Source organism: Parasulfuritortus cantonensis (assembly GCF_004337445.1).
Taxonomy (GTDB): domain Bacteria; phylum Pseudomonadota; class Gammaproteobacteria; order Burkholderiales; family Thiobacillaceae; genus Parasulfuritortus; species Parasulfuritortus cantonensis.
In genome coordinates this window covers 1-11886 of sequence record NZ_SJZB01000049.1, presented here as the reverse complement: position 1 = coordinate 11886, position 11886 = coordinate 1, and the positions used below count along the sequence as shown (strand labels likewise).

14 protein-coding genes are annotated in these 11886 nt (G+C 69.7%); 5 read left to right on the top strand and 9 right to left on the bottom strand.

What is annotated here, in order from left to right:
- Positions 1 to 107: 107 nt before the first annotated feature.
- Both EZJ19_RS13870 and rpe read right to left on the bottom strand, forming a co-directional pair.
- Positions 108 to 791: a phosphoglycolate phosphatase gene (locus EZJ19_RS13870; protein ID WP_131448591.1), complete on the bottom strand. Its 684-nt coding sequence runs from the start codon at positions 789 to 791 to the stop codon at positions 108 to 110.
- A gap of 5 nt (positions 792 to 796) precedes the next feature.
- Positions 797 to 1483 (bottom strand): ribulose-phosphate 3-epimerase, encoded by a 687-nt coding sequence (gene rpe, locus EZJ19_RS13865; RefSeq protein ID WP_131448589.1) that lies wholly within the window; start codon positions 1481 to 1483, stop codon positions 797 to 799.
- Between the two features lie 120 nt (positions 1484 to 1603).
- Here rpe and apaG point away from each other — a divergent pair, with 120 nt between their 5' ends.
- The 3 genes from apaG (at position 1604) to EZJ19_RS13850 (ending at position 3536) form a co-directional block, all read left to right on the top strand.
- Positions 1604 to 1987 (top strand): Co2+/Mg2+ efflux protein ApaG, encoded by a 384-nt coding sequence (gene apaG, locus EZJ19_RS13860; RefSeq protein ID WP_131448587.1) that lies wholly within the window; start codon positions 1604 to 1606, stop codon positions 1985 to 1987.
- A 211-nt stretch (positions 1988 to 2198) separates the two neighbouring features.
- Positions 2199 to 3314, top strand: a complete 1116-nt coding sequence (gene mltA, locus EZJ19_RS13855) for a murein transglycosylase A (protein WP_131448585.1) — start codon at positions 2199 to 2201, stop codon at positions 3312 to 3314.
- Between the two features lie 27 nt (positions 3315 to 3341).
- Complete coding sequence (locus EZJ19_RS13850) at positions 3342 to 3536, top strand: putative motility protein (protein WP_131448583.1); 195 nt, start codon at positions 3342 to 3344, stop codon at positions 3534 to 3536.
- A gap of 19 nt (positions 3537 to 3555) precedes the next feature.
- Here EZJ19_RS13850 and EZJ19_RS13845 read toward each other — a convergent pair whose 3' ends face one another.
- From EZJ19_RS13845 to EZJ19_RS13815, 7 genes are all read right to left on the bottom strand, one after another.
- Positions 3556 to 4179, bottom strand: a complete 624-nt coding sequence (locus EZJ19_RS13845) for an energy transducer TonB (RefSeq protein ID WP_131448581.1) — start codon at positions 4177 to 4179, stop codon at positions 3556 to 3558.
- Between the two features lie 51 nt (positions 4180 to 4230).
- Entirely contained in the window at positions 4231 to 4938 is a 708-nt protein-coding gene (locus EZJ19_RS13840; RefSeq protein ID WP_165873584.1) for a DsbC family protein, read from the bottom strand.
- Between the two features lie 16 nt (positions 4939 to 4954).
- Complete coding sequence (locus EZJ19_RS13835) at positions 4955 to 6112, bottom strand: FAD-dependent monooxygenase (protein WP_131448577.1); 1158 nt, start codon at positions 6110 to 6112, stop codon at positions 4955 to 4957.
- 120 nt (positions 6113 to 6232) lie between these two features.
- On the bottom strand, positions 6233 to 7393 hold the full coding sequence (locus tag EZJ19_RS13830; protein ID WP_131448575.1) for an FAD-dependent monooxygenase: 1161 nt from the start codon (positions 7391 to 7393) through the stop codon (positions 6233 to 6235).
- A gap of 28 nt (positions 7394 to 7421) precedes the next feature.
- Entirely contained in the window at positions 7422 to 8735 is a 1314-nt protein-coding gene (gene pepP, locus EZJ19_RS13825) for a Xaa-Pro aminopeptidase (protein WP_131448573.1), read from the bottom strand.
- Positions 8716 to 9420: an N-acetylmuramate alpha-1-phosphate uridylyltransferase MurU gene (gene murU, locus EZJ19_RS13820; protein ID WP_240754783.1), complete on the bottom strand. Its 705-nt coding sequence runs from the start codon at positions 9418 to 9420 to the stop codon at positions 8716 to 8718. Before murU ends, pepP begins: the two co-directional genes overlap by 20 nt.
- On the bottom strand, positions 9420 to 10361 hold the full coding sequence (locus tag EZJ19_RS13815) for an aminoglycoside phosphotransferase family protein (protein WP_131448802.1): 942 nt from the start codon (positions 10359 to 10361) through the stop codon (positions 9420 to 9422). The genes murU and EZJ19_RS13815 overlap by 1 nt, the downstream gene beginning before the upstream one ends.
- Before the next feature lie 177 nt (positions 10362 to 10538).
- Between EZJ19_RS13815 and EZJ19_RS13810 the strand changes: the two genes are divergently transcribed.
- Both EZJ19_RS13810 and lptD read left to right on the top strand, forming a co-directional pair.
- Complete coding sequence (locus tag EZJ19_RS13810; protein ID WP_165873583.1) at positions 10539 to 11162, top strand: LPS-assembly protein LptD; 624 nt, start codon at positions 10539 to 10541, stop codon at positions 11160 to 11162.
- A gap of 98 nt (positions 11163 to 11260) precedes the next feature.
- The coding region (gene lptD, locus EZJ19_RS13805; RefSeq protein WP_131448569.1) for an LPS assembly protein LptD at positions 11261 to 11886 on the top strand (626 nt) is incomplete at its 3' end.

Sequence of the window (11886 nt, the reverse complement as noted above, 5' to 3'; positions counted from 1 at the left end):
TCTCTGAAAAACGGATTACCTGAGTCGTGCGCAACGCGGGGATATGGCTCAGCAACGCCATCGCCACGCCGGGCGGCTCACTTTTCCGGTTTTCAGGGAGACTGAGTTCATTTCTTCACGACCAATTTAGAGGCTTCGGTGAGGCTGGGCACCACCGCATCGAGGTCCAATTCTGCCACCGGACGGCCCCGATTGTAACCGTACGGAACGCAGAAGACCGGACAGCCCGCGGCACGCGCGGCCTGGGCGTCGTTGAGCGAGTCGCCGATCAACAACAGCTCGCCCGGCTCGACGCCGAAGTACTGGCAGGCATGCAGCAAAGGCAACGGCGACGGCTTGCGTTCGGGCAGGGTGTCGCCCGACAGGATCAGTTCGAAAAACGGATACAGCTCGGTGTCCTGCAGGAGCGGTACGGTGAACCGCTCGGCCTTGTTGGTGATGCAGGCGACGTGCAAACCCATCGCCTTGAAGGCCTGCAGGCCGTCGACCACCCCCGGGAACGGCCGGCTCTTGCGCGATACCCATTCGGCGTAATGGCGCTCGTAGATCGGCATGGCCCGAGCGAACAGTTCCTTGTCCGGCTCGGCCTCCATCTGCCGCGTCAGCACCCGCTTGACCAGGCGCGAGACGCCGTTGCCGATATAGGTCTTCACCGTCGCCAGGTCGATCTCGGGCAGGCCCAGGTCGGCCGCCATGGCCATGGCGGCATCCGCCAGGTCCGGCGCGGTGTCGAGCAGGGTGCCGTCGAGATCGACGACGACCGCCTTGATCGCCAGGGGGGTGCCCGCCACCACGTTCAGACCTTGGCCAGTTCGGCACGCATGGCGCCGATGATGGTGTCGTACTTGTTCTTGTCGTCGGCGTTGTACTTGCCGAACACAGCGGAGCCGGCCACGAAGGTGTCGACGCCGGCACGGGCGACCTCGGCGATGTTGGCCGGGCCGACGCCGCCGTCGATCTCCAGGCGGCAGTCATAACCGCCGGCGTCGATCATGGCGCGCACCTTCCTGGCCTTGTCGAGCACGTAGGGGATGAACTTCTGGCCGCCGAAGCCGGGGTTGACCGACATCAGCAGGACCATGTCCAGCTTGGGCAGGGTGTATTCCAGCACGTCGAGCGGGGTGGCCGGGTTGAACACCAGGCCGGCCTTGCAGCCGCTTTCCTTGATCAGGCCGATGGTGCGGTCGATGTGCTCGGAGGCTTCCGGATGGAAGGTGATGTAGCTGGCGCCGGCCTTGGCGAAATCGGGGATGATGCGGTCCACCGGCTTGACCATCAGGTGGCAGTCGATCGGGGCGGTGACGCCGTGCTTGCGCAGGGCCTCGCAGACCAGCGGCCCGATGGTCAGGTTGGGCACGTAGTGGTTGTCCATCACGTCGAAGTGGACGATGTCGGCACCGGCAGCCAGGACGTTGTCGACTTCCTCGCCCAGTTTGGCGAAGTTGGCGGACAGGATGGAGGGGGCGATCATGTATTGCGTCATTTTTCTGCTACCCGGTTTCGTTGCAAACCGTATGATTCTACCTGCTCCCCCCTTCTCTGGACAGACGCGGCCAATTCGTGTGCAATGGCCGCCAGTTCAGCCCACGTCCCAGCAATAACCATGGCCGAAGACAGGAAATACCACATCACGGTGACCCCGACGACGCACTACATTCCGGACCAGTCGGACGAGGCCACGGACCGCTATGTGTTCGCCTATACGATCACCATCGTCAACACCGGCACCGTCACCGCCCAGCTCATCTCCCGGCACTGGATCATCACCGACGCCCACGACGAGGTGCAGGAAGTGCGCGGCGTCGGCGTGGTCGGCGAGCAACCCGTGCTGCAGCCCGGCCAGAAGTTCGAATACACCAGCGGCACGGCCATCTCCACTCCGGTCGGCAGCATGCGCGGCAGTTACCAGATGGTGGCCGAGGACGGCGAGCACTTCGAGGCCGAAATCCCGGAATTCACCCTGAACATGCCCCGGGTGTTGCATTGAGCGGGTAGCCGACGTTGAAGCGTTGCCTGTGGTACCTGGCGGCCTTGCCCTGGCTGGTCGCCTGCCAGAATCTGCCCGTCCAGCCGAACGCCCCTGTGGTCGAGTCGGCACCCGAACCGGAAATCACGACAGTCGTCGGCGACGGACCCGAGCCCGTGCCGCCCGCCCCACGGCGGCACCGGTCGCGGCCCCTTCCGCCCCGCCCGTCGGCATGCCGGCCGCCGTCCTGCCCGAGATCCGGACCGCCGCCGTCGCCATGGACTGGCTCAAGGCGGCCGGTTGGAACGATCTGCCCGGCTGGAAGAACGACGACCTCAAGGCCGCCTGGCCGGCCTGGCTGCAGTCGTGCACGGTGATCCAGCGCCAGAGCGGCTGGCGCGCGGCCTGTGAGGAGGCCGCCCGGCTGGTCGACCCGAGCCCCGAGCGCATCCGCGCCTATTTCCAGAACCGCTTCACCCCCTACCGGGTACGCGAACCGGACGCCAGCGTCGAAGGCCTGGTCACCGGTTATTACGAACCCCTCCTGCGCGGCGCCCGCGCGCCGTCGCCGACCTACCGCTACCCGTTGCGCGCGCCCCCCGACGATCTCCTCGCCATCGACCTCAGCGACCTCTACCCGGAGCTGAAGGGGCTGCGCCTGCGCGGCCGCCTGGACGGCAACCGCGTGGTTCCCTATTACCCGCGCGGCGACATCGAGGCAGGCCGGACCCCGGCGCCCGGACGCGAGATCGCCTGGGTGGACGACCCCGTCGAGCTGTTCTTCCTGCAAGTCCAGGGGTCCGGCCGCATCCAGCTGGAAAACGGCGAGCTCATGCGGGTGGGCTATGCCGACCACAACGGCTACCCGTACCGGTCGATCGGCAAATGGCTGGTCGAACGCGGCGAGCTGACCCTGGACAAGGCCTCCATGCAAGGCATCAAGGACTGGGCCCGCAATCACCCGGACCGCCTGCCGGAACTGCTCGCGGTCAACCCGAGCTATGTCTTCTTCCGCGAGCTGCCGGGCCAGGACGGCGGCCCGCTCGGTTCCCTGGGGATTCCGCTCAGCGCGGAGCGCAGCCTGGCCGTCGACCCGACCGCGATCCCGCTCGGCGCCCCGGTCTGGCTGGCCACCAGCCGCCCCAACGCCAGCGAAGCCCTGAATCGCCTGATGCTCGCCCAGGACAGCGGCGGGGCGATCAAGGGCAAGGTGCGGGCCGACTTCTTCTGGGGCTTTGGCGACGAGGCCGGCCGCCTGGCCGGCGCGATGAAGCAGAAGGGACGCCTCTGGCTGCTCCTGCCCAAGGACTACCCGCTGCTCGGCAACGGGGTCCGCGGCGGTCTATAGTGGCGTCATGACGGATCACGGAAAACCATGATGGACAGCGTCTCCTCGGCCCTCGCCGCCAGCCAGAGCCTCACCCAGAGCCAGGTCGGCATGGCGACCCTGAAGATGGCCGTGCAGGCCGAGCAGCAGATGGCGGCCATGCTCGCCCAGGCGGCCCAATCCGGCCAGGTCCTGGCCAGCAACCCGGCCCACCTCGGCCAGTCGCTCGACACCTACGCCTGACGGCGACACCCGGCCGTACCTAGTCGCCGAGTTGGTAGCGCACCGGCATGTCGAGCTGGACGCGCACCGGACGGCCGTCCTTGCGCGCGGGCCGGAAGCGGAGTTGCCTGAACGCCGCCAACGCCGAGTCTTCGAACACGCCGGGCGGATGCGCCTCCACCACTTCCAGTTGCCGCACCACCCCGGCCTCGTCGATACGCAACCGGAGCCGTACCCATCCTTCCAGACCCTGCTGCCGAGCGCCGGCCGGGTAGTCCGGCGCGACCCAGGCAAGCGGTTCGGGCATGGCATCGAGCTGACGGGCCTCATACCAGTTGGTATCGATCGGGAGGGCCGGTCCCACCGGCGCCGGGGCGGCGCGCCCCGGCGGGGCCACCATACCGGTCGGCCGGGCGGCAAGCGACTCGGGCGCGGCGGCCGGCGCCGGTGACGGGACGCTGGCCAGCGTGGCGACCTTCGCTGGGGCCGGCGCCAGACGCGCGTCGATGGCGACGGTGTCGGCCAGAAACGGGAAGCGGCGGGCCGGAACCAGGGTGATCAGGGCGCCGTGCACGGCCGCCGACAGGACCACCATGCGGACCAGCAGCCGCCACCCGGCCGCCCCGCGCGGCGCGGTGGGCGGCGTATCCGGTGGCGCCGACATGGCCCAGGCCCGGCAGGGCCGGTGCCTCTACCGGCCCGTTCGGACAGCGCCTTAGCGGCTGGCCGCGTTGAGCATGGCGTCCAGCTTGTCGGCCGGGGCATAGCCCGGCAGGCGCTGGCCGTTGCCCAGGATGATGGCCGGCGTGCCCTGGATATTGAGCTTCTGGCCGAGCGCCTCGACGGCATCCAGCGGCGTCTGGCAATCGTCCTTGCCGTCCGGCACCTTGCCGTTCAGCATCAGATCCTGCCAGGCCTTGGCGCGGTCCGCGCTGCACCAGACCAGGCGCGCCTTGTGCGGCGCGTCGGCGTGCATGGGCAGGGGATAAAGGAAGACGTGCACCGTGACGTTGTCGAGCTGCGCCAGTTCATGCTCCAGCTTCTTGCAGTACGGACAGTCGGGGTCGGAGAAGACCGCCATCTTGCGCTTGCCGTCGCCCTTGACGATGGTGATCGACTGGTCGAACGGCAGGCTGTCCCACTTCACCTCGTTCAGCTTGTCCAGCTTCTCGCGCGTCAGGTTGTGCCGCTTGGCCGTCTCCAGGAGGTCGCCCGTGACGACGTAGTCGCCCTTGGCGTCCGAATAGACGATCTCGTTGCCGCCCACGACGACCTCGTAGAGCCCCTTCATGGGCGTCTTGCTGACGCTGTCGACCTTGGCCCCCGGGAAGCGGGCCTCGATGTTCTTCTTGATCTCGGTCTCGTCGGCGTTGCAGGCCGAGGCCAGCAGGACGGTGAGCAGCAGGGGGGTAAAGATGCGCATCTTTTCTCTCTTCAAGTTATTGGACAGCATGGCGCATGAGCGCCTGTTTCAGCCAATCCTGGCCATTGGTCAAGCCCAGGCCGGCGTTGCGCAGGCCGCGCAGCATCGGGTCGGGATTCGTGAACAGCGACTTCAGGCCGCCGGTGGTGAACTGCATGGAGGCGACGTCCTCCAGCCGGCGTACCGCGTAGGCTTGGAGGCGGCCGATGTCGCCCGGGTTCCCGCCCGCGGCGAGCATCTCGGCGAGCAACCGGCAATCGCGAAAGCCCAGGTTGACGCCCTGGCCGGCCAGCGGGTGCACGGTGTGGGCGGCATCGCCGATCAGGGCCAGGCCCGGACGCACCCATTCGCGGGCGCGCCGGATTTTGAGCGGGAAGGCGGCCTGCGGGGTGATCCGGCGCAGTTCGCCGAGGACATGCTGGCCGGCCGCCGCGACGTCGGCGGCGAAGTCGTCCGCGGCGCGGGCGATGCGTTCCGGCACCGCGTCCTCGTGGGTCGACCAGACGATGGAGATACGGCGGCCCGGCAGGGGCAGGTAGGCGAGCACGCTGTCGCCGGCGAACCACTGCCAGGCGATGCCGCGATGCGGCTTCTCGGTCTCGAAATTGGCCACCACGCCGGCCTGGTGCTGGTCCTTGACCGTGAAGCCGATGCCGGCCTGGTCGCGCAGCCAGGAACTGGCGCCATCGGCCCCGACCAGCAGGTCGGCGACGAGCTCGCGGCCGTCGGCCAGGACCAGGCGGTGGCGGCCGGCCTCGCCCCAGGCCACCGCCTCGGGCTGGGCGGCCACCAGTTCGATGTTGCCGACCTGCCCGGCGGCCTGCCAAAGGGCGTACTGCAGGCGGCCGTTCTCGGCGATCCAGGCCAGTTCCGGCAGGCCCGTCTCGAGGGCGTCGAAGCTCAGGCGGCCGCCGGCGTCGCCGAATATGCGCATGGCGTGGATGGCCTGGGCACGCACCGGCTCGGCCCAGCCACCCAGACCGCGCAGCCAGTCGACGTTGCCCGGACTGTAGGCGTAGACCCGGGCGTCCCAGTCCGCGCCGGGCGGGCCGGGCGGCCTGGGCTCGACCAGGGCGACCCGGTAGGGCGAATTCCTGAGCGCCAGGGCGAAGGCGGTGCCGGTCAGGCCGCCGCCGACAATCACGATATCGAAGCGATCAGTGGCGTTCACCATACCTCCTCCACAAACTTGCCAGGTCGGCGGCCGGCGCCGACTCGCGGCCGCTCGCACCCCCGCAAGCGGGGCCCCGGCTCCCCGCCCGCACCGCCCCGACGCCCGGACCGTCGTCGCGGGCTACCACGCCTGCACCCCGAACATCATCTTGCGGGCGAAAGATTGCTTGACCAGGGGCAGCATGTCCATGGCGGTCAGGGCCAGGCCGCGTGCCTGGGACAACACCGGCAGGTCGTTGGCGAACAGCTCGACCAGGATGTCGGTCATGGCGATGCCACCGCGCACGTCGGCACGCCGACGCTTGCGGTAGGCAGCCAGGAACTCGGGGCCGCCGAACGCCTCGCGCGGGAAGTCGAGCGCGCACTCGGCCAGCCACCAGGCGTCGCGCAGGCCCAGGTTGAAGCCCTGGCCGGCGACCGGGTGCAAGGTCTGGGCGGCGTTGCCGATGCGCACCAGGCCCGGCTCCGCCACCGCGCTGGCGGTCACCAGCCGGAGCGGAAACACGGAACGCGGCCCGGCCGCGAGGAAGCGGCCCTGGCGGTCGCCGAATGCCGCCTGCAGGTGTTCCAGGAAGGTCGCCTCGTCCCAGGCCATGCGGGTCTCGACCAGGTCGTTCGCGGTGGTCCAGACCAGGGCGTAGTCGTCGCCCAGCGGCAACAGGGCCATCGGTCCGGCCGGCGTGAAGCGCTCGTAGGCGCGGCCGCCGTGGCCGACCTCGGTCTGCACGGTGCAGATGATGGCGCTCTGGCCGTAGTCCTTGATCTTGACCGCGCCGGGCAGGCTCTTGCCGCCGTCGGCCAGGACGATCAGGCGGGCCGACAGGCCGCGGACGCTGCCGCCCTGCTCGAACTCGACCAGGCCGAGTCCGGCGGCCGGCCGCACCGCACTGACCCGGGCACCGGTGATCAGCGTGGCGCCGGCCTCCGGCAGGGCCGCGGCCAGGGCCTGGTAGAGATCGCCGTAGGCCGTCGTGTAGCCGAGCGCGGGCACGCCCATGTCGCGCGCCTCCAGGAGCGCCCGGCCGATGCGGCCGCGCTGGGAGACGTGAATGGTTTCGATGGCCGTGGCGTGCGGCGCCAGGGCGTCCCAGACGCCCAGCCGGGCCAGGATCAGGCGGGTGCCCTCGGCCAGGGCGAGGGCACGCGGATCGCGGGCGGCGAATTCCTGCTTCGCCTCGAGTACGGCGACCGCCAGGCCGCTGTCCCGGAGGGCGATCGCCAGGGCGGCGCCGACCGGGCCGCCGCCGACGATGGCGATATCGAAGGTATCGTTGCTGCTCAAACTGTCGCTCCTAGTGGACCGGCGCGCTTCAGGCGCGCATGACGGCCTCGATCTCGGCCACCGCCTTGGGCGCCTCGGCACTCAGCACCTCGCAGCCGGTGTCGGTGACCAGGACGTCGTCCTCGATGCGGATGCCGATGTTCTCCAGGCGCCTGGGCACCCCCTCGCCGGGCCGGATGTACAGGCCGGGCTCCACGGTCAGGGCCATGCCCGGGGCGAGCGCCCGCCAGTCGCCGTCCTGCTTGTATTCGCCGACGTCGTGCACGTCCAGGCCGAGCCAATGGCCGGTCCGGTGCATGTAGAAGCGCCGGTAGGCGCCCGACTCGACGAGGCCGTCGACATTGCCCTTGAGCAGCTTCAGGTCCTTCATGCCCTGGGCCAGGACATGCACGGCGGCGCCGTGCGGGTCGTTCCACGAGCGCCCCGGGCGGACCTCGGCGATGGCCGCCGCCTGGGCCGCGAGAACGATCTCGTAGACGTCGCGCTGGGGGCCGGTGAAGCGGCCGTTGACCGGGAAGGTGCGGGTGATGTCGCCGGCATAGCCGCGGTATTCGGCACCGGCGTCGATCAGCACCAGGTCGCCGTCGCGCAGCGGCCGGTCGTTGAACACGTAATGCAGCACGCAGGCATTGCCGCCGCCGGCGACGATGGAACCGTAGGCCGGCGCCTCGGCGCCCTGGCGCCGGAACTCGTGCAGCAACTCCGCTTCCAGTTCGTATTCGTGCAGGCCGGGCCGGCACTGGCGCATGGCGCGCCGATGGGCGGTCGCCGAGATGGCGGCGGCGCGCCGCATCAGGTCGGCCTCGGCCGGCTCCTTGGTCAGGCGCAGTTCGTCCAGGATGCCGGCCGCGTCGACCAGCACCTCGGGGGCCGCGACGCCGGCGCGCGCCTGGGCCCGGACCGCGTTCAGCCAGGCCATGACGCGGGCATCCCAGGCCGGCTCGGCGCCGACCCGGTAATACAGGGCGGGCTGGTCGGCGAGCAGGCCGGGCAGGCGCTTGTCGAGCTGCTCGATCGGCCAGGCGGCGTCGAAGCCGAAGGTCGCCTTGGCGGCCTTCGGGCCCCAGCGGAAGCCGTCCCAGATCTCGCGCTCGGGGTTCTTCTCCCGGCAGAACAGGTAGTGCCGGGGCCGCTTGCCGGCGACCAGCACCAGCACCGCGTCGGGTTCGGCGAAGCCGGTCAGCCACCAGAAATAGCTGTCCGGCCGGTACGGGTAGTGGCTGTCGCGGTTGCGCACCACCTCGGGGGCGGTGGCGACGATCATGACGCCCTCGGCCATCTCGCGCATGACGCGGCGGCGGCGTTGGCGGTAGCGATCCGGGTCAGGCGGCGATGCGGTCATGCAGTTCCTCGTCGAGAGCGGCGAGCCGCGCCGGGGTGCCGACGTCCTCCCAGCGGCCCGCGTAGTGTTCGCCGGTCACCCGCCCGGCGGCCATGGCGGCGAGCAGGAGCGGGGCCAGCTTGGCACGCTCGCCGGGAACGATGCCGGCGAACAGCTCCGGCCGGTAGCAACCGATGCCGGAGAAGGTCAGACGGCCGACCGCGTGGGTCGGCGGCGCGGCGACGCGACCGTCGGCGAGCGTGAAATCGCCCCCGGGGTGGTGGGCCGGGTTGTCGACCAGGACCAGGTGGGCGAGCCGGCCCGGATCGGCCGCCATGGCGGCCAGGACCGGCACCAGGCGGGCATAGTCGTATTCGCAGTAGACGTCGCCGTTGGTCACCAGGAAGGGCGCCGGGCCGAGCAGGTGCGCCGCCTTGGCGATGCCGCCGGCGGTCTCCAGGGGCGTGCCCTCGGGCGACCAGGCGATGGCGACGCCGAGCCGGCGGCCGTCGCCCAGGCGCGTCTCGATCTGCTCGCCCAGGTGGGCGTGGTTGATCACCAGTTCGCCGAAGCCGGCCGCGCGCAGGCGTTCGATCTGCCATTCGATCAGCGGCCGGCCGCCGGCCTCGAGCAAGGGCTTCGGGGTGTGCTCGGTGAGCGGACGCATGCGCTCGCCCAGCCCGGCCGCCAGGATCATGGCCTTCATCAGAAGGTGTACCCCACCTCGGCCGGCTTGCCGGCGACCTCGTCGAGCAGGCCGAGCAACGGCCGCAGTTCGGCGTAGCGCTCGCAGGCACCGCGCAGGTAGTGCAGCACGCGCGGCATGTCGTCCAAGTAGCCGGCCTTGCCGTCGCGGTGATACAGGCGGGCGAAGATGCCGAGCACCTTGAGGTGGCGCTGTACCCCCATCCATTCGAAATCGCGGTAGAAGTCGGCGAAATCCGGCCGCACCGGCAAGCCGGCACGGCGAGCCGCCTCCCAGTAGCGGATCACCCAGTCGAGCACCCGTTCCTCCTCCCAGGCCACGTAGGCGTCCTTATAGATGGACACCAGGTCGTAGGTGACCGGCCCGTAGACCGCGTCCTGGAAGTCGAGCACGCCGGGGTTGTCGGCCCCGGTCACCATGAGGTTGCGGCAATGCCAGTCGCGGTGCACGTACACCCGCGGCTGGGCCAGGTTGTTGGCCAGGATGGCGGCGAAGGCCTGGTCGAGCACGCCGCGCCGGCGCGCATCCAGCTCGACCGCCAGGTGGCGGCCCAGGTACCAGTCCGGAAACAGGGCCAGCTCGCGCCCGAGCAGGGCGGCGTCGTAGTCGGGCAGTTCGCCCGCCCGGCTGGCGGCCTGGATCTTCACCAGGGCCGCATTGGCATCCCGGTACAGGGCATCGGCGCTGGCCTCGTCGAGCGCGGCCTGATAGGTGGTGGAACCGAAGTCAGTCAGGAGCAGGAAGCCCTCGGCCAGGTTCTCGGCCAGGACTTCCGGGGTATTGGCGCCGGCCGCGCGGAACAGGCGGGCGACGTGGACGTAGGGCCGGCAGTCCTCGTGGCTGGGCGGCGCATCCATGACGATGTAGCTGGCCGCCGCGGTCCGGGCCCGGTAATAGCTGCGGAAGCTGGCGTCCGCGGAAGCGACCTCGATATCCGTCATGGCGGCCGGCAACGCCTCGGCCGTCCATTGCCGCAGGCGGGCGAAGCGACCGTTTCCTGCCGGGGAGTCGGGGTTTTCTTCCGGTTCCAAGTTATAATCCGCGCGCTCAATTAACCGAACCGATTCTACCACCGCCCGTCCATGGCCCCGCACCGCCTTCTCCCACTGACCGTCGCCATGATGGTCGCCTCCGGCGCAAGCCTGGCGGTGGACGCCCCCCTTCCCCTCAAGCTGTCGCTCAACCTGACCGCCGAACGGCCGTCGGGGACGGTCGGCAACGACCCGGTGTTCTTCGACGCCGACCGCCTGAAGACCCTGGACGACGGCAGCATCGAGGTCGAGGGCCAGGTCCGGGCGCGCAGCCTGGGCAAGAACTTCGAGGCGGACTGGGCGCGCTACATCCCGACCACCGACGAGGTGTTCGCCCGCGGCAACGTCGTCCTGGTCGAGGGCGAGCGGCGCCTGGAGAGCAGCGACCTGCACCTGCGCATGAGCGAGAACATCGGCGAGGTCAACCAGGCGCGCTTCTACTTCACCAACCAGAGCGGCGTGAGCGGACGCGGCGAGGCCAGGAAGGTCTACATCGACGACCGCGAGCACTACCGCATGGAGTCGACCCGCTACACCACCTGCCCGGCCGGCAACGACGACTGGGCGATGCGCACGGACAACCTGAACCTCGACTACGTCAGCAAGGTCGGCCAGGCCCGCGACGTCACGGTCGAGTACCTGGGCGTGCCCATCCTGTACGCCCCTGGCTCGACTTCGCCCTCGACAAGAACCGCAAGAGCGGCTTCCTGAGCCCGTCGATCGGGGTATCCGACGACCGCGGCCTGGAAATCCTGGCACCCTGGTACTGGAACATCGCGCCCAACCTGGACGCCACCTTCCTCCCCCGCATGATGAGCAAGCGCGGCGTCCAGCTGGGCGCCGAATTCCGCTACCTGGAACCCGACTACCGCGGCCAGATCGGCATCGAGGCCCTGCCCTACGACGCCATGACCGGCAAGGGCCGCTACCGGGGCCGCATCGAGCACCAGCAGGACTTCACCTCGCGCCTGTCCGGCGAGTTGCTGGTCGACAGCGTCTCCGACAGCACCTATTTCACCGACCTGTCCAACCTGGTCAACCAGACCTCGCAGGTCCTTCTGCCCCGGCGCGGCTCGCTGACCTACGACGGCGACTGGTGGACCCTGACCGGCCGGGTGCAGACCTACCAGTTGCTCCAGGACCCGGCGTCGCCCATCACGCGCCCCTACGAGCGGCTGCCCCAGATCCTCTTCAACGCCAACCAGAACGCCCACCTGCTGGGCAGCACGCTGCAGTTCAACCTGGACAGCGAGACGGTCCGCTTCGAGCACAAGTCGAGCGACAAGGCGGTCGGCAACCGTTTCTATGCCTATCCCAGCGTCGAGGCCACCTTCGAGCGCACCTACGGCTACATCCGGCCCAAGGTCGGCTGGCACTACACCGTCTACGATCTGGACCGCAACCCGGACCCGAACGACGCCAGCGTGCTCTGGGA

Excerpts from the sequence above, each read along its gene's own strand:
- mltA (WP_131448585.1), top strand. The coding sequence starts at position 2,199 with ATGCCGGCCGCCGTCCTGCCCGAGATCCGGACCGCCGCCGTCGCCATG.
- EZJ19_RS13810 (WP_165873583.1), top strand. The coding sequence starts at position 10,539 with ATGATGGTCGCCTCCGGCGCAAGCCTGGCGGTGGACGCCCCCCTTCCC.
- EZJ19_RS13835 (WP_131448577.1), bottom strand. The coding sequence starts at position 6,112 with ATGGTGAACGCCACTGATCGCTTCGATATCGTGATTGTCGGCGGCGGC.
- EZJ19_RS13815 (WP_131448802.1), bottom strand. The coding sequence starts at position 10,361 with ATGACGGATATCGAGGTCGCTTCCGCGGACGCCAGCTTCCGCAGCTAT.
- EZJ19_RS13840 (WP_165873584.1), bottom strand. The coding sequence starts at position 4,938 with ATGCGCATCTTTACCCCCCTGCTGCTCACCGTCCTGCTGGCCTCGGCC.
- murU (WP_240754783.1), bottom strand. The coding sequence starts at position 9,420 with ATGAAGGCCATGATCCTGGCGGCCGGGCTGGGCGAGCGCATGCGTCCG.
- pepP (WP_131448573.1), bottom strand. The coding sequence starts at position 8,735 with ATGACCGCATCGCCGCCTGACCCGGATCGCTACCGCCAACGCCGCCGC.
- EZJ19_RS13850 (WP_131448583.1), top strand. The coding sequence starts at position 3,342 with ATGATGGACAGCGTCTCCTCGGCCCTCGCCGCCAGCCAGAGCCTCACC.
- rpe (WP_131448589.1), bottom strand. The coding sequence starts at position 1,483 with ATGACGCAATACATGATCGCCCCCTCCATCCTGTCCGCCAACTTCGCC.
- apaG (WP_131448587.1), top strand. The coding sequence starts at position 1,604 with ATGGCCGAAGACAGGAAATACCACATCACGGTGACCCCGACGACGCAC.
- EZJ19_RS13845 (WP_131448581.1), bottom strand. The coding sequence starts at position 4,179 with ATGTCGGCGCCACCGGATACGCCGCCCACCGCGCCGCGCGGGGCGGCC.